This window comes from Lysobacter sp. CA199 (genome assembly GCF_052078715.1).
Classification (GTDB): Bacteria; Pseudomonadota; Gammaproteobacteria; order Xanthomonadales; family Xanthomonadaceae; genus Lysobacter.
The window spans coordinates 208209-229429 of record NZ_JBQJIL010000005.1 but is presented as its reverse complement, the minus strand read 5'-3'; the positions used below and the strand labels follow the sequence as shown (position 1 = coordinate 229429).

The following is a 21221-nucleotide window of genomic DNA, read 5'->3' as shown; positions in this document are numbered from 1 at the left end:
GGGCGGGACGAGCGGAGTGTTTCGATCGTGGCGAGTATGCCAGCGGCGGCGCGGTGCGGCGAATGCGCCGTCGGCGGCTCGGCGCGCCGCGTGCGCGCGTCGAGCCGCCGCGGGCGCAGGCTTACTTGGCGCGCGTGTCCGCGCCGTCGGCCGCGCCGACCGACGCGATCCAGGCGTCGATGCGGGTTTCCAGTTCGCGCAACGGCAGCGCGCCGCCGCCGAGGATCTGATCGTGGAAGGCGCGGCGGTCGAAGCGCGGCCCCAGCTTCGATTCGGCGCGTGCGCGCAACTCGCGGATCTTGAGCTGGCCCATCTTGTAGGCCAGCGCCTGTCCCGGCCAGGCGATGTAGCGATCGGCCTCGGCCTGGATGTTGGGCTCCTCCATGTCGGAGTGATCGCGCATCCACTGCACCATCTGTTCGCGGGTCCAACGCTTGTGGTGAACGCCGGTGTCCAGCACCAGGCGGTTGGCGCGGACCAGCTCCTGCGACAGACGGCCGAAGTCGCTGTAAGGATACTGATAAAAGCCGACTTCCTTGCCGAGGTCTTCCGAATACAGGCCCCAGCCTTCGATGAAGGCGGTCTGGCCGAGCAGGGTGCGGAACTTGGGCAGTTCCGGCAGCGCGCGCGACATCGACAACTGCAGATGATGACCGGGCACGCCTTCGTGATAGGCCACCGCTTCGATGGTGGTGAGCAGGCGTTTCTCCGGCTCGCCGGTGTTGACCGTGATCAGGCCCGGCCGCTTGCCGTCCGGCGTGCCGGGCATGTATTGCGCGGCAGAGGCTTCCTTCTCGCGCCAGGCTTCCACCGATTGCACTTGCACCTTCGTGGTCGGCAACGTGCCGAACAGTTCCGGTAGCCTGGTTTCCATGCGCGCCAGGTACTCGCGGTACAGCTCCAGAATCTGCTCGCGCGATTTTGCGTGGTGCTTGGGATCGGCGGCGACCGCCGCGCGCATGCTCTTGAGGTCGTCGTAGCCCAGGCGTTTTGCGATCTGGGTCTGGGCCTGCTCGATGCGTTCAACCTCGCTCAGGCCGATGCGGTGGATCTGCTCGGGCGATGTCGAGGAGGTGGTGAACTGTTCGATCGCATACTTGTACAGGCCGTCGCCGCCGGGCAGCGACCACACGCCGTATTCCTTGCGGCCCTGCGGCGCGTATTCCTTGGTCACGAATTCGGCCAGACGGCGATAGGCCGGACGTACTTGCTGATCGACCGCTTCGAGAATCTGCTTGCGCAGACGTTCGCGCTCGGCCGCCGGCACGCTGTCGGGGAATTTCTTCAGCGAAGCGGCGAACACGCTGTCCTGCGCGGCGATATCGGCGATGCCGTTGCATTGCGCGGCGACCTTCTCCAGCAGGTAGCGCGGCTGCATCAGCCCGTCCTTGGCGCCCTGGCGCGCGGCTTCGGTGACCTGGTCGAGAATGCGCGGGATCTCGCGCAGGCGCTTGAGGTAGTCCTCGTACTGCCGGGTGTCGTTGAACGGAAACGCCTTGACCAGGATGGTCAGGATCAGGTGGGTGCCGTTGAACTGATCCAGCGGCATCTCGTGGGTCTTGAGCGCGTAAGCCTGCAGATCGTTTTCGAGCCAGCGGATCATCAGTCGGTGGTTGAGCAGGTCGGCTTCGGGAAAGCCGCGCGTGTCCACCGCCTTGAACCGCGCCAGCATCGCGCGCGTGGTCTGGTCGTGACGCTTGGCCCCGGCCAGCGAGAAATCGCTCCAGGCGTCGTTGTAGCGGTAGTCGCCGAAGAAGCTGGCCTGTTCGGGCAGCTCGCGCATCAGGCCTTCCCACTGTTCGTCGATCAGGGCGTTGAAGGCTTTCAAGCGCTCGGCCACGTCGGCCGGCACCGCCGGCTTGGCCGCGACCGGCGCCATCGCGGCCTGTTCGACGGCTTGCTGTTCGAGGGCATGGGCCGGCGGCAATAACGCGGCGCCGGACAGCGCGGCGGCGAGCGCGGCGACGCGCAATGCGGAACGGTTGGGGCGATGCGGGGACGCAAGAGTCATGCTGGGCTCCGGTAGGCGGATGGCGATAAGACGGGGCGCGCAGGCCCTGGTCCCGTCCGGTTCGCGGACGGGACTTGAGTCGATAGATACGGCAAGCGGCGCATCGGTGGCGGTCTTTGCGCGTTCGATTCCGAGCGCCGCCAGCGCACGATCAGGCCGAACGCGTGGCCAACGCCGGCGGCACCATCGCCGCGCGCCGGGCCGGGCCGTACACCGCGAACTGGCCGAGCAGCCACAGGCACAGCGCGCCCAGCGGCAGGTACAGGGCCGGCAATCGCGGCAGTTCGTAGTACTTCATCAGCGCCAGATTGATCGCGAACGCCAGCGCCATGCCCAGCACGATCCCGATGCCGGTCAGCAGGAAGTTCTCGGTCTGGAAGTAGCGCAGGATCTGCGTGCGGGTCGCGCCGAGCGCGCGGCGCACGCCGATCTGCTTGGTCCGCTGCTGCACCCAGAAGCTGGCCAGGCCGACGATGCCCAGCGCGGTGACGATCAGCAAAGCCAAGCACACCGCCCCGAGCAGCCACACCATCGAGCGGTCGGTACGGTGGAACTGGTCGGCCATGTCGGACAGCAGCGCGTTCTTCTCGCTGAGGATGCGCGTAGGCCCGTTCGCCGACAGCGCCTTGGCGGCGGCTTCCAGCGTCTGACGGCGTTGTCCCGGATCGGTGCGCAGCAGATAGACGCCGTTGTCGTAGTTCATGATCAGCGGCATGATCAACGAGAAATCGGCGGCGGCCGGGCCGGTGAACTCGTTGGGCCGCAGCAGGTGTTCGACCACGCCGACGACGCGCACGGGCGCATCGCCCCAGACGTAGATCGCCTTGCCGAGCGGATCCTGGCCGGGGAACAGCTTCTGCGCGAGTGCGCGGGTGACGATGGCCGAGGGTACCGAATAACTCACGCCGGGCTGGCGTACCTTGGTGTAATCGGCCATTTCGTCTTCGTTGAAATTGCGGCCGGCGATCAGTTTCACCCCCAGGGTCTGGAGGAAGTGGGTATCGCCGAGGTAGACGGTGGCATTGGTGGTGGGAATGCTCTGGTTGGGAATCAAGCCGATGCCGTTGTTCCAGGACGAATCGTCGTAGCGCACTTGATTGCTGATGGTGGCCGCCTTCACCCCCGGCAGCGCACGCAGTTTGGCAAGGTCGCTGCGAGTCAGCGCATCGACGTCGCCCTCCTCGTTGATGCCGCGGATCGCCACGCGCAGCAGTTCGTTTTCGACCATGCCGCTGTCGCGCTCCAGGCGCTCGATGCGGTTCTGGATCAGGAACAGCGCATTGCAGATGATCGCGCAGGTCAGCGCGACCTCGAACACGATCAGCGCCGCCGCGGTCTTGTGCCGGCGCAGAGTGGTCAGAATCGGTCGGATGTCCATGCGGGCCTCACTGACTCTTGAGCTGGATGGCGGGCGTGACCTGGCAGGCGCGCCAGGCCGGCAGCAGCCCGGCGAGCACGCTGGCGACGATGGCCAGGGCGAAGGTGGTCAACAACATGGTCGAATCCAGGCGCGCGAGCGCGGCATAACTTACCTGCTGCTGATGCACCGCCCACAATCCGAGCTGGGCCAGCAACAGGCCCAGCGCGCCGCCGGCCAGGCCGATCGTGCCGGCTTCGACCAGGCATTGAGCGAAGATCGCGCGGCGGGTGGCGCCGAGCGCGCGTCGCACACCGATCTCGCCCGAGCGCCGCAGGAACTTGGCCAGCAGCAAGCCCACCGTATTGAGCAGGCACACCGCCAGGAAGCCGAACGCCAGCCACATTTGCAGACGCACGTCGGAGGGCACCACGCGCTTGTAGTCCAGCCACTGCATCACGTTCTCCAGCTTGGGCGGCGAGGGCCGGGCGTAGCGGCCGGAGGCGCGCTGCTGGGAAACATAGTTTTCCAGGTACCGCCGGTAGTCGGCGGCCTTCTGCGGTGTGTCCAGTTCGACCCAGTACTGCAGCCAGGCGCACGATGCGTTGATGCTGTGATTGCCTTCCTTCTCGTCGCTGGTGCTGTTGCCCCAGCAATCGATGCTGCCCTGCGGGCTGATGTCGACGTCGCGCGAGGTAAGGAAGGGCACGAACAGTTGTTCCGCTACGCCGAAGCCGTGTTGCATGGTCAGGTCGTAGAAGTTCGGCTGGGGATTCCAGTGGTCGATCACGCCGATCACGCGGAACTCCGCGCCGTCCAGCCACAGCGACTTGCCCACGCTGTTTCCGCCGCCGAACAGGCGATCGTTGAGATCGGTGCCGATCACCGCCACGCGTGCGCGGCGCTCGTCGTCCTCGCGCGTCCACGGCGTGCCGTATTTGAACGGCACCTTGAACATCGCAAAGAAATCGGCGCTGGTCAGGCGCGAGTCCTGGCTGAAGGGCGCCATGTTGCCCCGGCGCGGCTCCACCGCGACGTTGCCGTTGCTCATCATCGCCTGGCGGTCGCCGCGCGCTTCGCGCAACAGCGTTTCCGCGTCGTAGCGGGTCATGTCGTCGTACGGTTCGGCGCCGGGGACATAGCCACTCATCGACCGCGGATCCATGCGTGGATGGAAGATGTTCTGGCTGTGGCCCGGCAGCGGATCGCCGGAGAGTACGTAGAACACGGTCAGGGTGGTCATCGCCGCGCCGATGCCGAGCGCGATGGCCAGCACCATCAGCGCGGTCAGTACCTTGTTGCGCTTGAAGCTGCGCACGGCGAGCTGGAAGTAGTAGGCGAACTGGCTGTTGCCGGACATGGCGGCGGCCTCAGGCGAGGGTGACGTCGGCGCCGGCGCCGGCATCGGCGGCCAGCGGCGCGCGGATCAGGCTCGGCTCGGCTCGCAGATCGGTGGCCATGCCGTCGACGATGTGCACGTTGCGCTGCGCGCGCGCGGCCAGTTCCGGATCGTGGGTGACCATGATGATGGTGGTGCCCTGCGAGTTGATCTCTTCGAGCAGTTCCATCACCCCGCGCGCCATCTGCGAGTCCAGGTTGCCGGTCGGTTCGTCGGCCAGCAGCAGACGGGGCGAGCCGGCCAGCGCGCGCGCGATCGCCGCGCGTTGCTGCTGGCCGCCGGACAGCTCGGTGGGGTAATGGCGCATGCGCGAACCCAGGCCGACCTGGGTCAGCGCCTGTTCGATGCGCTGCTTGCGCTCGGCGGCGGGCATGCGGCGGTAGCGCAGCGGCACGTCGCAGTTGTCGAACAGGTTCAGATCGGGAATCAGGTTGAAGCTTTGGAAGATGAAACCGATCTTCTGGTTGCGCAGGCGCGAGCGGGCATCGTCGGACAGGCCGCGCACGTCCTCGCCGTCGAGCTTGTACTCGCCGCCGGTGAAGGTTTCCAGCAGGCCGGCGATGTTGAGGAAGGTGGTCTTGCCCGAACCCGACGGCCCGGTCACCGCGACGAACTCGCCGTCGCGGACGTGCAGGTCCAGCGAACGCAGGGCGTGGGTTTCGACGAGTTCGGTGCGGTAGACCTTGGTGACCTGGCGCATGTCGAGCATGGGGAGTTCCTTGCTTGGTTCGGTATTGGATTCGAAATCGAGAGGGTTCGAACCGCCGCTGTGCTTTTGCCGTCATCCCCGCGAAGGCGGGGATCCAGAGACTTCAGAATAATGCCTGGGTGAATCGCTGGATCCCCGCCTTCGCGAGGATGACGAGCAACGGCGAGTGTGGGCCGGCGAACATGCGGCCCACTCAGCGAACCGCGAACATCGGCAGCGCGCAGGCGGTCAGGTAACGGCCCGAGCGGGAATGGCGGCGGGTCGCTTCGGTGTTGGCGCTGCGCGCGTCGCCGGCATCGCGGACCTGATCGAAATCGATCAGCTGATGCAGGCGCAGCGGCACCGCGTCGGTCAGTTGCTGGGCGTTCCAATGCGGGGCGAAGTCGTGGTTGTGGTTGGCGGCGTTCATATCATTCTCCGGAGATGCGGATGGTTTCGGCGTTGGCGAACTGGTCGGCGCCGGAGACGACGATGCGTTCTCCCGGTTGCAGACCTTCGAGGATTTCCACTTGGCCCAGGCTGCTGGCGCCGGTGCGGATGACGCGGCGCGTGGCGATGCCGCCGACGACCACGTAGGCGCGGTGGCCGCCGTCCTGTTCCAGGAACGGGCCGCGTTCGACCATGAGCGTGTTGCGGCGGGTGTCGAGCAGGATGCGCGCGCTCAGACGCTGGCTTTGGCGCAGACCCGGCGGTTGCTTGTCCTTGAAGCGCAGGCGGCTGACCACTTCGCCGCCCACCACTTCCGGCGACACCGCCGAGATCTGCGCGGCATAGCCGGTGCCGTCGTTGCCGGCCACCTGCGCCGGCATGCCGATGGCCAAGTCGCGGGCGAAGCTTTCCGGCACCTTGATCTCCAGCTCGAACACGCCCAGGTCGACCACGCTGAGCACTGGATCGTTGATCGCGACGTTGGCGCGCTGCGCGACCTGGACCTGACCGACCTGGCCGTCGAACGGCGCGCGCAAGGTCAACGCTTCGACCTGGCGCTGCGCTTCGTTGGCGATCGCGCGCTGACGATCGGCCAACAGGCGCTTGTTGCGCGCGTCCAGATTCGCGCTGCGGCCTTGGCGACCGATGTCTTCGCGCGCGTGACTCAGGCCGATGTCGGCTTTCTTCAGATCGTCCTGTGCCTTGGTCACGTCGACCTTGGCCACCGCGCCGCCTTCGAAGGCGCGCTGGTAACGCTCCAGATCGCGCTGCGCGGCAACGCGGTCGATCCGCGCCTGATCGAGTTCCTTCTGCGCGGTCGAGCGCGCCAACTCGCCGTCGAGTTCGGCTCGGCTGGCCTCGGCTTCCAGACTGGCCAGGGTGGCCTGTTCCTGGGCCAGCTTGCTGCGCAGCTCCGGGCTGTCGATTTCGGCCAGTACCTGGCCCTTGCGCACCACGTCGCCGGCGACGACCTTCAGGTCGACCGAACCGCCGGCGATGGCGTACAGAACCGGACTGTTGGCGGCGATCACGCGGCCGTCGGCGGCGACGTCGCGGACCAGATCGCCGCGTTTGACCTGTGCGATGCGCAAACGCTCGGCCGATACCGAGCTCGCGCTCGACGCCCAGCTCGACAGCAACCAGGCGCCGGCGCCCAGGGCGAGCGCGCCGGCGCTGGCGCCGATCAGCCACTGGCGGCGACGGCGGCTGCGCACGCCGGATTCGGCGACGCGATGGTCTTGGGCGGAGGTGTCGCGGATGCTCATCGGCGCAAGCTCGGTCGTAAGGTCTCTGCCCTATACCCAAGCACAACCCGTGCCAACTTTAACTTATTGAATTTAAAGGGCGAACGCCGCCGTCCGGGTGTCCGTCCGGACGGACACCGCGTCCGACCGGACATCGCCTTCATAGCGCGCGGATACAATGGCGCCACTTATCGAGGAGCTTCCTCAGCATGTGTGGAATCGTTGGTGCGATCGCCGATCGCGATGTGGTACCGGTCCTCATCGATGGACTCAAACGCCTGGAATACCGCGGCTACGACTCGGCGGGCATCGCCGTGTTCGACGGCGCCGACCTGCGCCGTGTGCGCCGCACCGGCCGGGTCAGCGAAATGGAGAACGCGGCCCAGGCCGAGAATTTCCATGCGCAGATCGGCATCGGCCACACCCGTTGGGCGACCCACGGCGGCGTCACCGAAGCCAATGCCCACCCGCACATCAGCTTCGGCGAGTTGGCGGTGGTGCATAACGGCATCATCGAAAATCACGAACAGCAACGCGAGCGCCTGCGCGCGGCCGGTTATGCGTTCGAATCGCAGACCGACACCGAGGTGATTGCGCACTTGGTGCATTACCACCAGAAGCAGGGTCTGGATCTGCTGGCGGCGGTGCAGGCGGCGGTGCGCGAACTGACCGGCGCCTACGCGATCGCGGTGGTGAGCAAGCACGAACCCGGCCGTCTGATCGCCGCGCGCATGGGCTGCCCGCTGCTGATCGGCCTGGGCGAAGGCGAGAATTTCGTCGCCAGCGACGTCTCGGCGATTCTGCAGGCCACGCGCCGGGTGATCTTTCTGGAAGAAGGCGATACCGCGCAGATCACCCGCGAGAACGTACGAGTGTTCGACGCGAATGGACATTTGCTTGAGCGCGAAGTGCACGTGTCCGACGTGTCGCTGGCCTCGCTGGAACTGGGCCCGTATCGCCACTTCATGCAGAAGGAAATCCATGAGCAGCCGCGCGCGATCGCCGACACCATCGAGGCGGTGATCGACAGCGGCGGTTTTTCGGCCGAGCTGTTCGGCGCCGGCGCAGCCGAGGTGTTCGCCGACCTGGAAGGCGTGCAGATCCTGGCCTGCGGCACCAGTTACTACGCCGGCCTGACCGCGCGTTATTGGATCGAAGCCATCGCCGGCCTGCCGTGTCAGGTCGAGATCGCCAGCGAATATCGCTATCGCGCGGCGGTGGCGAACCCGAAGCAGTTGATCGTGACGATTTCGCAATCCGGCGAAACCCTCGACACGATGGAGGCGCTGAAGTACGCCAAGTTGCTGGGCCACGACAAGACCTTGTCGATCTGCAACGTGCCCGAGAGTGCGATTCCGCGCGCGAGCAAGCTGGTGTACTACACCCGCGCCGGCGCCGAGATCGGCGTGGCGTCGACCAAGGCCTTCACCACCCAACTGGTGGCGTTGTTCACCTTGACCGCGACCTTGGCCAAGCTGCGCGGAAATCTGTCGGCCGAACAGGAAGCCGAGTACATCGACGCGCTGCGGCATCTGCCGGGCAGCGTGCAGCACGCGCTGAACCTGGAGCCGCAGGTCAGCGCCTGGGCCGAGCGGTTCGCGCCCAAGCAGCACGCGCTGTTCCTCGGCCGCGGCGTGCATTATCCGATCGCGCTGGAAGGCGCGCTCAAGCTCAAGGAAATCTCCTACATCCACGCCGAGGCGTATCCGGCGGGCGAGCTAAAGCACGGTCCGCTGGCCCTGGTCGATGCCGATATGCCGGTGGTGGTGATCGCGCCGAACGACAAGCTGCTGGAGAAAGTGAAGTCGAACATCCAGGAAGTGCGCGCGCGTGGCGGCGAGATGTTCGTGTTCGCCGACCTGGACAGCCACTTCGGCGAATCCGAGGCGGTGCACGTGATCCGCACGCCGCGCCACGTCGGCGTGCTGTCGCCGGTGGTGCATGCGATTCCGGTGCAGTTGCTGGCGTATCACGCCGCATTGGCGCGCGGTACCGATGTCGATAAGCCGCGTAATCTGGCCAAGGCCGTGACGGTGGAATAAGACCGTCGATCCGGCGCCGCGGGCCGATCGGTTCGCGGCGCTACCGCAGCAACAGCAAAGGGGTTTCGGCGAAAAACCGGAGCCATTTTTTGTTTCGCTTCGCGCACAGGCTAAGTGGCATCCGCGAATTCATCTTAATGGCCCTGTCGCGAGCGTTCGCCTCTGCCTATGTTCGACGCACTCGGTCGCGCGGCGTCTTGGAACGCGACGCGCGTGGTGATTGCTTGGGGTGAGCCTTATGAGGTCGAGAACAATGCTGCGCAGTCTTCGGTTTGCCAAGCTGCTGGCCGCGGCGGCGTTCGGCCTGTGCCTGGCGGTGGCCGGCCCTGTCGCGAAGGCGCGTCCCGTGTACCGCACGACGATGATTGCGCCGGGACTTTACAGCTTCGGCGCGGGTATGGCGTTCAACGCCTTCATGATCACGGACGACGGTGTGATCGTGATGGACAGCTTCGACAAGGCGTTCGCCGAGGCGTCGCTGCAAGCCGTGCGCAGTTTGACCGACAAACCCATCAAGTACGTCGTCTATTCGCACAATCATTACGATCACATCGGTGGTGCGCAGGTATTCAAGGCCGAAGGCGCGACGATCCTGAGCCATGAGGCAACCGCCGACTGGCTGAAACGCCATCCCAGCCCGGAGGTGGTCATGCCCGACCGAACGTGGTCGGGACCGAAGTCGGAGCTGCGGCTTGGCAAGAGCCGGATAAACCTTCTCTATTTCGGCCCCAATCACGGCGAGGGCATGACCGTGTTCGAGTTTCCGAACGAGCGCGTCATCTACACCGTCGATCTGGTCGTTCCGGATCGGGTGGGTTTCGCCTACATGCCCGATTTCTCGCCGCGAGAGTGGGAGAGAACGCTGGCCGAGTTGGACACGCTCGATTTCGAGCGAGTGATGTATGCGCACAATGCGCCGGTCGGACCCAGGTCGAGCGTCGCGAATCAGCTGAGATACCTGAAAGACCTGCGCGCGGCGGTCGTCGCCGAGCTCGCGAAAGGAACGCCGTTCATGCGCATTCCCTACACCATCAAGCTTCCCCAGTACGAAAAATGGGATGGGTATGAAGAATGGTTGCCGATGAATGCTTGGCGGGTTCTGCTGGAGATCGCGATGGGCGTGTAGCACCAAGCGTATCGGGACGGGACCGAGTCAAGTCCGCTGGCGTTGATGGGCGCGCGGATGCCGGCGCAGACGCGGCGGCGATGGGGAACTGGGGAGCCGCGCCTGACGAACACCGCCCGCGGCCTACTTGGTGGCTTCCATGAACCGCGAGTGATGCCGGTCGTAACGATAGCGCGCCCGCGCGTTGTAGCTGATCCGAGGCGGTGCAAGTGATTCGCACGCCGCGCCACGTCGGCGTGCTGTGACCAATACGCTGTCCAACGACAACATCCCGCTGGCGGCATCAACGACACGGCCGGCCTCGAACACAGATGCGCCGGCAGCTATCCCTGCGGAAGGATGGCTTCCACACGCCGGTTCCTGGCGCGGCCCTGCGGATCGTCGCTACCGTCGGGCCGTTGGTTGGGAGCGACAGGATCGGCTTCGCCGTAACCGACGGCGTGCAGACGTTCGGCCGGTACGCCGGCCGCGATCATCCATACCTTCACCGCGTCCGCGCGCCGTTTGGACAAGTCCAGGTTGTAGGCATCGTCGCCTTTCGCGTCCGTGTAGCCTTTCAGCGCCACGGCGCCGTGGGTTTTGCCGATCAGCTCGGCCAGCGTGCGCAGATTGCCTTGCGCGGTCGGCAGGAGGTCGGCCTTGTCGAATTCGAACAACGTGTCGGCGGGTAAGGCGACATAGATTTCGTGGCCGCGGATTTCTCCGCCGAGCGCGTTGATCAGGCCCTGCAGTTCCGAAACCTGGCCGGTGAGGCCGCTGACTTCGCCGCGCAATGCCGATCCTCCCGATGGCGTCGGAGCCTCGGGCGCTGTGGCGGCAACGGGCGGCACGGTTGCCGAGGCCGGCGCCTGCATGGCCGATTCCTGCATGGCAGCGTCCTGCGCCGCGGGTTGCTCGCGCGCGCAGCCCAGCGCGAGCAGCACGCCGGCCAGGCCGACGATCCGCTTCATCGCTGCACGGCCACGCCATCGAACGGGCCGACCTCGGGAATGTTGATCGAGACGGTGGCGGAACCGGCCGGGGGCGCGGGGAACTTCAACCACACCACCGCCTGCGATCCGCGAGAGATTTCCAGACGCAACACCCTGCCGGTCGATGCGACGGGAGACGCCATGGGCTTGCCCGTGTCGTCCTTGAGCACGCTGTAGCGCTGCGATGTCGTGTCGTCGACGACGCTGACGTCTTCGACCTTCTGATTGGCGAAGAACAGGGTTTGGTCCGCGGCCGGTTTCACGAGGAACTGGACAGTGAGCAGGTTGCCGGTGACCGCGGCCTTGGTCAGATCCCATTGAGAGCCCTGGGGGCCGGGCTGGCTGGCGATCGGTGCCGATGCGGGCGCCGGGGTCGGTTGCGCCACCGGATTCGTCGCATCCGCTGCGGGCGGGGCGGTCGCCGGCGTATTGGCCGGACCGGTCGGCGGAGCGGGCTGCGAGCAAGCTGCCAGCAGAACAGCGGCGATAAACGGTGCAGTACGGGCAATCTTCATCGGTCCGTATCCGGCTTGGGGAGTCCGATCCTAGGCGCCGACAGCAGGCCAGGGCAACCTCTGGCGTGACCTAGGTTGACCCGTGGAAGCGATCGATATGCCCGATTTTCCGCGTCGCTTTACTTGGTGGCTTCCATGAACAGCGAGTAATGCCGGTCGTGACGATCGCGTGCACGCGCGTTGTAGCTGAAATCGTCGACCCGCAATTCGGCGTGTTCGCTGGCCTGGAAATCCGATTCGACTACCTTGCTGAAACCCGCGTCCGACAGCAGCCGGCGCAAGGTGTCGGCGTCGTAGCCGAACTTGTGGTTGTAACTGAGCACCTGCTGGTTGGCGCCGCAGAACAGCAGGATGTAGTCCAGATTCGCTACGCCCTGGCTCATGAAACCGTCCTTGAGCCGATAGAACTGCTGCCGCGACTCGAAGAAATCGCGGTCGGCCGCGGCGTAGGCGGCCAGCAGTTTCTTGACGTCGGGAACCACCAGGCGCACGGTGCCGCCGGGGGCCAGCACGCGATGGATCTCGCGCACGAACACCGTCGCCTGATCGTGGTGACGCAGGTGTTCGAGCAGATGCGCGGAATAAGCGAAATCGGCGCAGCCGTCGGGCAGCGGCAGGCCCCAGTTGACGTTGAGCATCAGATCGCCGCCGCCGGCGTCGATGTTGAGCCAGTCCTGGACCAGGTGGTGGGACGAACCGAAATGGATCTTGAGCCCGCGAGTGGAGGCGTCGATGCCGAGCGCGCGGGTTTGCCGTTCCACGAACGACTCGCGCGCGTCCTTGAGGATCCGATAGGCCTCCCATAACTCGCGCTCGGCGCGGACCAGCTTGTCCCTGGCCTCGGTCACGTCGAGTTTCTTGTCCGGATCGGCCTGGGCGCCGCGGCTGGTGGTTTCGGAGAACTGTTCGAACACCGACAGGTGATCGAACACGCCGTCGGTCAGCCGCACGATGTTCTGCAGCAGGGCTTCGTTGGACGCATCCGGGCGGATCGCCGGTTCGTTGCGCACGAAGCGCGCGCTGTCGCCCGGGTCGAACATGTTCCAAGGGCGCGGCGCGGTCTCGTCGGTCGCGGTTGGGCTGGAGCTTGCGGTGGGTTCGGTCATCGGCGTGAGTTCCTTGGGCGTGGGCGGCGTGTACGGCCTGGCGTCGGCGCGGCGCTCAGCGCAGTTCCTTGCGGAAGTTCAGGCGCGCCACCTCATAGCCCATCTGTTCGTTGAGCTGGATCATATTGCGGTTGTCGACGCGCACGTTGCTGTCCATGAACTCCGAGCCCATTTCCCGCGCCCAGTCCTCGCCGAGTTCCTTGAGCCTGCGGGCGATGCCGCGGCCGCGATGGTCCGGATGCACCCACAGGCCCTGCACATGGCAGGCAGGGCGCTTGTCGATGAGCATCCGATCCAGGCAGATCGCGCCGGCCATCGCGCCGTCGTCGAACGCGGCCAGATAGTGGTACTTGCGATCGGCTCGGGTCAGGTTGGCGATCAGCGCGTCGGTCTTTTTCTTGCGTTCGTCTTCCGAATCGGCGACGTAGGCGGTGGACGAATCGCGCCACGAGTATTCCCAGAAGAGGTTGAAGGTATAGGCCTCCTGGTAATTCTCGGGATCGATGGTGCGGTAAACGATGGCCATGCCGTCTCATGTCCGTGCGGGTCGGCGGCCGCCGCGGCCGCCGACAGTGGAGGTTTCTCGTCGCGCCCGCACCAGCGGGCGCCTGCCTAGGTCGTCAGCCGGGCTCCGAACAACTTGCGCAGTTTCAAGCGCACATCCAGCGGAATCGGCGCCGCGGTCGGCGTGTCGAACTCCTCGTCGTAAGCCAGTTCCTGGAAGTGTTCCTTCGACAGCTTGCTCGCGCCGCGCAGCATGTCCTGGCCCGCGCCCGGATAGGCGTCGACCATCATCTGGGCCAGGTAATAGAAGTACGCGCGGCCGTACATCCGGCTCGGATAGCGGGCCTCGTAGTTCTCGCGCGAATACTTGGGATAGCAGCCGTCGATGACCGCCTTGGGCGTGAGCCACAGCGGATAGAGGATGTCGACCTTGCCCATCGGCCCGCACGGCTTGGGGAAGGGCACCTTGCCCGCGCACAGGTAATACAAGACGTCCGACAGGCAGTCTTCCAGATTGCTGCCGATGACGATCCGCTTGGCCCGGCTTTCCAAGGCCACCGATTCGAGCACGCGGCGCACGCCGTAGACCCCGAGCACTTCCAGATCGTCGCCGGGGAAGGCTTGTTCGAACGCGGTCACCCAATCGCGCTTGGGATCGGTGAAGCCCAGGATCCGCGCGGTTTCCTCGTCCTGGACGAAGCGCAGGGACAAGCCCTGTTCTTCGCAGATCGCGGTGGCGCGATCTGCGCCCTTATCCCAATCGGGAATGCCGAGCATCATCACCGGCAGGATGTTCTGGCGCGAGACCAGACCGGATTTGACGATCGCGCCGAGCAGGGCGTTGCTGTCGCCGCCGCCGCTGACGCCGATCACCAGCGGTTCGTCGCGCACGCCCGACAGCTCCAGGGCTTCCTTGACTTGCGCGGCGACCAGTTCCTGCGCCTGCGCCGGGTTCAGCATCTCGGTGACGAAGCCTTCCGCGCTGCCGGGGCCGTTTTCGCGCAGCCGGATCCAGGTCGAGGCGCCGGGCCGCTCGCGCACCACGTCCTTGCCGCCCAGCAGGGCGTGATAGTCGATGTTGCGGTTGGGAAACACCACCACTTCGGCATCGCCGACGAACTCGCCCAGCGGCTGGTAGGGCTTCACGAACAGGTTGAGCTCGCCCTGCGGACTGTTGAGATAGGTCGAGACCTGAGTGGTGGGGATGCCGTATTTGCGGCACACGTCCACGATCGAGTCGGCCTCGCCGGCCACCAAATATCGATCGCCGTGCGCGCTACGAAAGATTAATTTGATTTGCTTTTGCAAGGTCTGACGAGCCTCCTTGGCCGGTGTTTGATGATCGAGGGAAGAACGGAGAAAACGTTCCTGATGTAGGAGTTGATGTTCTGCACGCGCCGCGCCATGGCGATCACGTCTTCGGTTTCTTCCGCTTCGATCAGCGTGATCTTGGCGTCCAGATCCTTGGGCACGAACATGACGTTCAAGATCGGCTGGCCGCGCTTGATGATCAGGTCGGTCGCCGGATGCCACCACTCGAATACGAAATTGACCGGCCGGATCCAGTTCTTGATGTTCCAGCGTCCCTGCAGCACCAGGCCGGGCAGCGCGGGTTGGAAGAAAGTGGTGGTCAGCGGCGAGAGGTACTGCACGTCGACGTCGTCGTCGGACAGGAAGTAATAGTTGAGCATGAGCTGCAGCAGCGGCTTGTCGGCCTCGCGCCACTCGCTCTTGGGGTGGACCTTGATGAGGGCGGCCAACTGTTCGGGCCGGATCGAGGAGTCCTCGCCGACCGACAGTTCGCAGCCGTCCTGCGACAGTTCGCACTTCAGGTGCAGGTCGAACGGGCTGCGCACCACGAACAGATTACGCGCGAACTTCTGATAAGCCGGGCATTGCAGGAACATGCCCGAGTGCTTTTGTTCCTCGGGTTGCCACGAATAGCGCACCGGATCGAACCAGATCGCGCGCGCTTCCAGCGATCGCGGTAAGAACCAGCCTACGACGTTGTCTTGCATGTACCGCTCCTAGACCAATCGACGCTCCTGACCCGCACGCAAATACAGCCGGCACAGACGCAAGGCCGGGCCGGACCGATTCGGTTCGGCCCGGCCGTGCGGAGGGCTTTAGCCGTGGCAGGTCGGGCTGCAGGCGTTCAGATATTGCTCGAGACGGTGCTCGGACACCTTCACGCCGTCGGCGCGCAGGCCGGTGAGGGCCGTGGTCTTCAGGGTCGCGCTGCCGACCACCGAGGATTGGACTTCCGAGCGGAACGGACCCACTTCGGTATGTTCAGCGGGCTTTTGCTGAGCGTTGTTCAACAGCTTCATATCATTCTCCTTAATGCAATCTACTGTTGTGATTGGATGAAACGATCGCGAGCCGACGAATTGAGGCCTGGGTGGCGTTGTCGACCCACTGATTGACTAGCATCCGTGTTCGGACTTGGCAAGAAACTTTGACCGGATGTGAGGAAATTTTCACTTTCGTCAGGTTGATCGCCGCCCGATCGACCGCGGCGTGCCGGAGCGGGACGCGACGGCGCAATCGGGCTGTCATGAAGCGCCGACGCCACCGATCCGGACGCGCGATCCCTGGGCCGCGAAGGGCCCGGCCTGCGCCGTCCAGTGTCGATGAACAGGCGCCGCGCCGCGTCGGTGCCCGTTGGTGTGGCCGGCGCCGACCCGCCTCAGTCCTCGGCGGCCTCGCACTCGATCGCGGCGAAGGTTCCCGAGGTGGCCGCGCGGTGCATCGCCCGCAGGCCTTGGCTGGCGTAGTCGACCACGTCGTCGCGGTTGTGCAGCAGGGCGCAGTTCTCCCACAGCACCACGTCGAGTTCGCGCCACTGGTGGCGATAAACCAGTTCTTCGCGCACCTGATATTCGTGCACGACCTTCAGCAGGCCTTCGCTTTCCTGGCGCGACAGGCCGCGGATCTGGCGGGCGCTCGGCGAACAGAACACGAACTCGCGCCCGGTCACCGGATGCGCGCGCACCATCGGTTGGGCCAGCCCTTTTCCCGGCGGCACTTCGGAGAACGGGATCGGCGGCAGATACCAGTACAGGTCGCGCACGAGCTTGCGGAAACCCGCGGACATCGCCTGATAGGCCAGGTACTGATTGGCGAACAAAGTGGCGCCGACGCCCGGCGGACAGGCGATGCAATGCAGCATGGTGATGCCGTGCGGAACCCGCGCATACGCCAGCCCGTCGGAGTGCCAGGCCACGCCGTAGTCCATGGTCGGCGAACCGGGTCGGTTGCTCAGGTACAGAATGTTCGGGTGGCCGGCGACCTGATGGCCTTCGGGCCGACGCGCGATGCCCGGTTCGGACTCGCCGAAGCAGCGCGCGAAACGGGTCTGATCGGCGGGCGGCAGGCTTTGGCCGCGGATCACCAGGATCTGGTGTTCGGCCAGCGCGCGCCGCAGTTGCGCCATCGTGGATTCATCGAGCGCCTCGCGCAGATCGATGCCGGACACTTCCGCGCCGAACCGGCCCAGGGGGGCGAGGTCGAAGCCAACCTTCGGAGAATCGACTCGGCTCATGGTCCGTTGAGTGAGTAATCGGCGCGATGGACTTACTAATACTGCAAAGGTATGGCGCAGACAACCGCGGCGCGGCGGTCGCGGCGCGCGCGTGTTCGATTGCGAGCCATCGTCGGCTAGGGCCGCGCGACCGCGGCGCGCGCGCTGTCGGCGGCCTTGCGCGTCAACGCCGGCGCCAGCAAGGCGAGCAGGGCGATGGGGATCAGCGGCGAAACCGGAAGCGCGAGCAGGGCCAGACCAGGTACGCCCAGGCTGATCAGGAACGAGCCCACTCGGGTCAAGGTATCGCCGGCCACGATCACCGGCGCCATGCTCCGGCCCGGCGTGACCGCCGCGCCGATGACGATCCCGCACAGGCGGAAGAAATACAGGCCCACGCCGAGCAGCAGACTGGCCAGCAACAGGCCGCGCGCATCGCCGGCGACGACCGCGACGACGACCGCGACCACGCCCAGTAGCGAGGATATCCACGGGAAGTGGGCGACCCAGTGCGGCCGCCGCTTGAGCGCCGCGCCGCCGAGCAGGCTGGCCGCGATCATGCTCGCGGTGCTCGCCATCAGCGCCTGTCCGAGCAGATCCGTCGGCAGCTGGCCGCTGCCGGCCACCGCCGCGGCGACCCACAGCGGCAGCGCCACGTTGAAGGTGGTGTAGGCCAGATGGTTGAAGAAACGGAACAGGGTCAGGCCGCGAATCTGCGGATGGGTGAGCACCAGCCGGTAGCCTTCGAAGAATTCGGTTTTTCCGCTCGGCCGCGGCTCGGCTTCGGCTTCGGCGGCGCCGTGCCGTACCGCCATCCATGAGGCCGCGGCCAACAGGTAGGTCGCCGCGTCGATCAGAAAACACCAGCGGTAGCCCAACTGCTGGATCAACAACACCCCGGCCAGTTGCGCGAGCAGCAAGCCGATCTGTTGCGCGCTCTGGGCGAAAGAAAAGAACCGGGTGCGCTGTTCATGCGCCAGGCGCGAATGCAGAAAGCGCATCAGATTGGGATGCGCCAGCCCGGCGACGAAGGCCTGCACGAACGCAACGCTCAGGCATTCCAGGCTGCTGGGCTGGCCTCGGGCGAACAGGTACAGCGACAACAGCGCGGCGACGATCGGCGCGGCGACGCCGGCGCGCAAGGCAGTGATCTTCTGCAGCGCCCAGCCGGCCAGCAGGCCGAACACCGCCACGCCGAGCAGGTTCAAGGTCACCAGGCTCGCGCTCAATCGTCCCGAAGGATCGAGTTCGAACAGTCGCGCGGCGATCGCCAGGTGACTGATCTGGGTGCCGATCAGCGACAGCGTCGCGCCGGCCGAGAGCAGGTACAGGCGGTCGCCGCTTCTCATGCGGCCCGCCCTGGCGGCGCGGGTCGGAAGGCGCGGCCGGACCCGGCAGGGTTCACGGATCGTGGCATGAATGCGGGCGTCCGCCGCCGTTCGCCTTCCATAGCCGTTCGCCCTCCGTGCCGTGTTGACGGGATTCGATAGGTTGCGCCGCGCGGCGGTCTGCGTTGCGGCGGGCCCGCGCGATCGCCGGCCCGCGTCGGAGCAACCCGCGCTGGAGCAACCCGCACTGGAGCTAGGATATCGGTCCGGCCGGCGGCGGTACAGGTTGCCGGCATCGCCAAGCGGCGCGGGGTTGCGGGCACGGCGCGGTCGCGCGCGTGCCGGCGCGCCGCGTCGGGCACGCCACTGCAGAGGTTCGGAACGCCATGCGCATTGCCGCCGTCGTGATCGCCGTATTCGCCCTGACTCTGTCGCTCGCGCCGGACGCGTCGGCGCAACGCGCGCAGGACCAGGCCTCGCCAGGACAGTCTTCGCCAGGCCAGCCTTCGCAAGACCGGCCCGCGCAACAGCGCACGCAGTTGCGCGTGTCCGGGCTGGCCGAACCGGTGGAAATCCTGCGCGATCGTTGGGGCATCGCCCACATCTATGCCAAGAACGAGGACGACCTGTTCTTCGCCCAGGGCTACAACGCCGCGCGCGACCGATTGTTCCAGTTCGAGCTGTGGCGGCGGCAGGCCACCGGCACCACCGCCGAGGTGTTCGGCCGCAAGGAGCTCAAGCGCGACATCGGCGCGCGTTTGCACCAGTTCCGCGGCGACATGAAGCGCGAACTGGCGCTCTACCATCCGCGCGGCGAGCGCATCGTCGGGGCCTTCGTGCGCGGCGTCAACGCCTACGTCGGCCAGACCGAACGCGATCCTTCGCTGCTGCCGCTGGAGTTCGGCTTGCTGGGAATCAAGCCCGGTCGCTGGACCGCCGAAGTGGTGGTCTCGCGCCATCAGGGCCTGTTGGCGAACCTGGCGCAGGAAATCGAACTGGCGCGCGCGGTAGCCGCATTGGGCGCGCAGCGGGTGCGCACGCTGGGATTCTTTCAGGGCGGCGAACCGGTGTTGCAGCCGGATCCGGCGATCGATCTGGCCGCGATTCCCGACGACGTACTCGAGCTCTACAAGGCCTTCCGCGATCCGATGAGCTTCGCGCCCGAACAGATCGCCGACGGCCATCGCGCGCCGTCGGGCGCGACCGCGCCGACGCAGGCCGCGCTGGCTCAGGCCGCGGCGGAAATCCCCAATCCGCTGGATGTCGGCAGCAACAACTGGGTGATCCACGGCTCGCGCACGCAGGGCACGTTCCCGATTATGGCCAACGATCCGCACCGGGCGCAAAGCGCACCGTCGCTGCGTTACTGGGTGCACCTGGTCGCGCCGGGCTGGAACGTGATCGGCGCGGGCGAACCGGTGCTGCCGGGCGTGTCGATCGGCCATAACGAGTACGGCGCGTGGGGGCTGACCATCTTCGGCAACGACAGCGAGGATTTGTACGTCTATCAGACCCATCCCGACGATCCCGATCAGTACCGCTATCGCGGCCGCTGGGAGACGATGCGGACCGTCAAGGACAGCATCGCGGTCAAGGGCGAGGCGCCGGTGGCGGTGGAATACAAGTACACCCGGCATGGCCCGGTGTTGTTCCAGGACAAGGCGCGGCATACCGCCTATGCGCTGCGCGCGGCGTGGATGGAACCGGGCAGCGCGCCGTATCTGGCCAGTCTGCGCATGGATCAGGCGCGCACCTGGGAGGAGTTTCGCCAAGCCTGCGCGTTCAACCGCATTCCCGCCGAGAACATGGTGTGGGCCGATCGCAAGGGGAATATCGGTTACCAGGCCGCCGGCATCCAGCCGCGCCGGCGCAATTGGAGCGGCTTGCTGCCGGTGCCGGGCGACGGCCGCTACGAATGGGACGGCTATCACCCGACCCTCGACCTGCCCAACGCGCACAACCCGGCCTCGGGCTACCTGGTCACCGCCAATCACTATCTGATGCCCAACGATTATGCGTGGCCCGAGGCGATGCACTACACCTGGGCCGATCCGTATCGCGCCGCGCGCATCACCGAATTGCTCGGTTCCGGCCGCCTGTACAGCGTGGCCGAAGTGGCGCGCCTGCAGAACGACGATGTGTCGATTCCGGCACGCAGCCTGGTGCCGCTGCTGCGCGGCGTGGCGCTGTCGGGCGCGCGCGCCGAGCAGGCGCGCGACCAGTTGCTGGCCTGGGACTACGCGCTCGACAAGGACTCGGTGACGGCCGGCATCTATGCGATGTGGCAACGACGGCTGATCGCCAACGTGCGCGCGACGATGCTGCCGGAGAAGGTGACTCTGTTCATCTCGATGAAACGCATCATCGATTGGCTGCTCGCGCCCGGCGGCGAGTTCGGCGACGATCCGACCCAGGCGCGCGACGCGTTGCTCGCGCGCAGCTTGCACGAAGCGGTCGCCGAGTTGAGTACCAAGCTCGGTCCCGACATGAAGGCGTGGCGTTACGGCCAGGAAAAATACCACCACGCCCTGATTCGCCATCCGCTGGCCAACGCGGTGGACGCGGCCACGCGGGCCAGGCTCAATGTCGGGCCCGTGCCGCGCGGCGGCGACAGCTATACGGTGAGCGCGACCGGCGGCGACGACAATCAACTGTCGGGCGGTTCGTTCAAGATCGTCACCGACACCGAAGACTGGGACAACTCGATCGGTCAGAACACGCCCGGACAATCCGGCGATCCGGACAGCCGCCACTATCGCGATCTGTTCGCGATGTGGTCGCAGGGCAAGTATTTCCCGGTGGCGTATTCGCGCGAGAAGGTGGAGGGCGTGACGGCCGAAGCGGTCATGCTGCTGCCGGCGGACAGCGCGCAGCCGGCTACCGAATGATGAGAGATCTTCGTGGGAGGGGCTTGAGCCCCGACGCTTTGCGGGCTTTCGTTGCAAACGAGAATGATT

The 21221-nt window shown here is 66.0% G+C and carries 18 protein-coding genes; 3 read left to right on the top strand and 15 right to left on the bottom strand.

Annotation, left to right across the window (positions count from 1 at the left end):
* Positions 1-121 precede the first annotated feature (121 nt).
* The 6 genes from ACTOWJ_RS10510 to ACTOWJ_RS10485 all read right to left on the bottom strand — a co-directional run bounded on the left by ACTOWJ_RS10510 (position 122) and on the right by ACTOWJ_RS10485 (position 7170).
* Entirely contained in the window at positions 122-2011 is a 1890-nt protein-coding gene (locus ACTOWJ_RS10510) for a DUF885 domain-containing protein (RefSeq protein WP_441334555.1), read from the bottom strand.
* Between the two features lie 151 nt (positions 2012-2162).
* Positions 2163-3389, bottom strand: a complete 1227-nt coding sequence (locus ACTOWJ_RS10505) for an ABC transporter permease (protein ID WP_441334554.1) — start codon at positions 3387-3389, stop codon at positions 2163-2165.
* 7 nt (positions 3390-3396) lie between these two features.
* The gene (locus ACTOWJ_RS10500; protein ID WP_441334553.1) at positions 3397-4728 is read right to left on the bottom strand and encodes an ABC transporter permease; all 1332 of its coding nucleotides are present in this window, start codon (positions 4726-4728) and stop codon (positions 3397-3399) included.
* 10 nt (positions 4729-4738) lie between these two features.
* A complete protein-coding gene (locus ACTOWJ_RS10495; RefSeq protein WP_441334552.1) occupies positions 4739-5476 on the bottom strand; it encodes an ABC transporter ATP-binding protein in 738 nt (245 codons plus the stop codon).
* Positions 5477-5669: 193 nt separating this feature from the next.
* On the bottom strand, positions 5670-5885 hold the full coding sequence (locus ACTOWJ_RS10490) for a hypothetical protein (protein WP_441334551.1): 216 nt from the start codon (positions 5883-5885) through the stop codon (positions 5670-5672).
* Position 5886: 1 nt separating this feature from the next.
* A complete protein-coding gene (locus ACTOWJ_RS10485; RefSeq protein ID WP_441334550.1) occupies positions 5887-7170 on the bottom strand; it encodes an efflux RND transporter periplasmic adaptor subunit in 1284 nt (427 codons plus the stop codon).
* Positions 7171-7358: 188 nt separating this feature from the next.
* Here ACTOWJ_RS10485 and glmS point away from each other — a divergent pair, with 188 nt between their 5' ends.
* Together glmS and ACTOWJ_RS10475 are read left to right on the top strand one after the other, a co-directional pair.
* Complete coding sequence (glmS, locus tag ACTOWJ_RS10480) at positions 7359-9191, top strand: glutamine--fructose-6-phosphate transaminase (isomerizing) (RefSeq protein ID WP_441334549.1); 1833 nt, start codon at positions 7359-7361, stop codon at positions 9189-9191.
* Positions 9192-9444: 253 nt separating this feature from the next.
* A complete protein-coding gene (locus ACTOWJ_RS10475) occupies positions 9445-10317 on the top strand; it encodes an MBL fold metallo-hydrolase (RefSeq protein WP_441334548.1) in 873 nt (290 codons plus the stop codon).
* 323 nt (positions 10318-10640) lie between these two features.
* Here ACTOWJ_RS10475 and ACTOWJ_RS10470 read toward each other — a convergent pair whose 3' ends face one another.
* The 9 genes from ACTOWJ_RS10470 to ACTOWJ_RS10430 all read right to left on the bottom strand — a co-directional run bounded on the left by ACTOWJ_RS10470 (position 10641) and on the right by ACTOWJ_RS10430 (position 18285).
* Positions 10641-11240, bottom strand: a complete 600-nt coding sequence (locus tag ACTOWJ_RS10470; RefSeq protein WP_441334547.1) for an OmpA family protein — start codon at positions 11238-11240, stop codon at positions 10641-10643.
* Between the two features lie 23 nt (positions 11241-11263).
* Entirely contained in the window at positions 11264-11803 is a 540-nt protein-coding gene (locus tag ACTOWJ_RS10465; protein ID WP_441334546.1) for a hypothetical protein, read from the bottom strand.
* Positions 11804-11922: 119 nt separating this feature from the next.
* Positions 11923-12909, bottom strand: coding sequence for a class I SAM-dependent methyltransferase (locus tag ACTOWJ_RS10460; protein WP_441334545.1), 987 nt, complete (start codon positions 12907-12909; stop codon positions 11923-11925).
* 55 nt (positions 12910-12964) lie between these two features.
* Positions 12965-13435, bottom strand: a complete 471-nt coding sequence (locus ACTOWJ_RS10455; protein ID WP_441334544.1) for a GNAT family N-acetyltransferase — start codon at positions 13433-13435, stop codon at positions 12965-12967.
* Between the two features lie 86 nt (positions 13436-13521).
* On the bottom strand, positions 13522-14721 hold the full coding sequence (locus ACTOWJ_RS10450; protein ID WP_441334543.1) for a hypothetical protein: 1200 nt from the start codon (positions 14719-14721) through the stop codon (positions 13522-13524).
* The gene (locus ACTOWJ_RS10445; protein WP_441334542.1) at positions 14700-15431 is read right to left on the bottom strand and encodes a hypothetical protein; all 732 of its coding nucleotides are present in this window, start codon (positions 15429-15431) and stop codon (positions 14700-14702) included. Before ACTOWJ_RS10445 ends, ACTOWJ_RS10450 begins: the two co-directional genes overlap by 22 nt.
* A 108-nt stretch (positions 15432-15539) precedes the next feature.
* Complete coding sequence (locus tag ACTOWJ_RS10440; RefSeq protein WP_441334541.1) at positions 15540-15743, bottom strand: hypothetical protein; 204 nt, start codon at positions 15741-15743, stop codon at positions 15540-15542.
* A gap of 359 nt (positions 15744-16102) precedes the next feature.
* Positions 16103-16957 (bottom strand): TauD/TfdA dioxygenase family protein, encoded by an 855-nt coding sequence (locus ACTOWJ_RS10435; protein ID WP_441334540.1) that lies wholly within the window; start codon positions 16955-16957, stop codon positions 16103-16105.
* A 116-nt stretch (positions 16958-17073) separates the two neighbouring features.
* A complete protein-coding gene (locus ACTOWJ_RS10430; RefSeq protein ID WP_441334539.1) occupies positions 17074-18285 on the bottom strand; it encodes an MFS transporter in 1212 nt (403 codons plus the stop codon).
* Between the two features lie 365 nt (positions 18286-18650).
* Here ACTOWJ_RS10430 and ACTOWJ_RS10425 point away from each other — a divergent pair, with 365 nt between their 5' ends.
* Positions 18651-21152 (top strand): penicillin acylase family protein, encoded by a 2502-nt coding sequence (locus tag ACTOWJ_RS10425; protein ID WP_441334538.1) that lies wholly within the window; start codon positions 18651-18653, stop codon positions 21150-21152.
* Positions 21153-21221: the final 69 nt, after the last annotated feature.

What these genes read in the sequence shown, in the direction of transcription:
- ACTOWJ_RS10510 (WP_441334555.1), bottom strand. Translation starts at nt 2,011, where the DNA reads ATGACTCTTGCGTCCCCGCATCGCCCCAACCGTTCCGCATTGCGCGTC.
- ACTOWJ_RS10505 (WP_441334554.1), bottom strand. Translation starts at nt 3,389, where the DNA reads ATGGACATCCGACCGATTCTGACCACTCTGCGCCGGCACAAGACCGCG.
- ACTOWJ_RS10500 (WP_441334553.1), bottom strand. Translation starts at nt 4,728, where the DNA reads ATGTCCGGCAACAGCCAGTTCGCCTACTACTTCCAGCTCGCCGTGCGC.
- ACTOWJ_RS10495 (WP_441334552.1), bottom strand. Translation starts at nt 5,476, where the DNA reads ATGCTCGACATGCGCCAGGTCACCAAGGTCTACCGCACCGAACTCGTC.
- ACTOWJ_RS10490 (WP_441334551.1), bottom strand. Translation starts at nt 5,885, where the DNA reads ATGAACGCCGCCAACCACAACCACGACTTCGCCCCGCATTGGAACGCC.
- ACTOWJ_RS10485 (WP_441334550.1), bottom strand. Translation starts at nt 7,170, where the DNA reads ATGAGCATCCGCGACACCTCCGCCCAAGACCATCGCGTCGCCGAATCC.
- glmS (WP_441334549.1), top strand. Translation starts at nt 7,359, where the DNA reads ATGTGTGGAATCGTTGGTGCGATCGCCGATCGCGATGTGGTACCGGTC.
- ACTOWJ_RS10475 (WP_441334548.1), top strand. Translation starts at nt 9,445, where the DNA reads ATGCTGCGCAGTCTTCGGTTTGCCAAGCTGCTGGCCGCGGCGGCGTTC.
- ACTOWJ_RS10465 (WP_441334546.1), bottom strand. Translation starts at nt 11,803, where the DNA reads ATGAAGATTGCCCGTACTGCACCGTTTATCGCCGCTGTTCTGCTGGCA.
- ACTOWJ_RS10460 (WP_441334545.1), bottom strand. Translation starts at nt 12,909, where the DNA reads ATGACCGAACCCACCGCAAGCTCCAGCCCAACCGCGACCGACGAGACC.
- ACTOWJ_RS10455 (WP_441334544.1), bottom strand. Translation starts at nt 13,435, where the DNA reads ATGGCCATCGTTTACCGCACCATCGATCCCGAGAATTACCAGGAGGCC.
- ACTOWJ_RS10445 (WP_441334542.1), bottom strand. Translation starts at nt 15,431, where the DNA reads ATGCAAGACAACGTCGTAGGCTGGTTCTTACCGCGATCGCTGGAAGCG.
- ACTOWJ_RS10440 (WP_441334541.1), bottom strand. Translation starts at nt 15,743, where the DNA reads ATGAAGCTGTTGAACAACGCTCAGCAAAAGCCCGCTGAACATACCGAA.
- ACTOWJ_RS10435 (WP_441334540.1), bottom strand. Translation starts at nt 16,957, where the DNA reads ATGAGCCGAGTCGATTCTCCGAAGGTTGGCTTCGACCTCGCCCCCCTG.
- ACTOWJ_RS10430 (WP_441334539.1), bottom strand. Translation starts at nt 18,285, where the DNA reads ATGAGAAGCGGCGACCGCCTGTACCTGCTCTCGGCCGGCGCGACGCTG.
- ACTOWJ_RS10425 (WP_441334538.1), top strand. Translation starts at nt 18,651, where the DNA reads ATGCGCATTGCCGCCGTCGTGATCGCCGTATTCGCCCTGACTCTGTCG.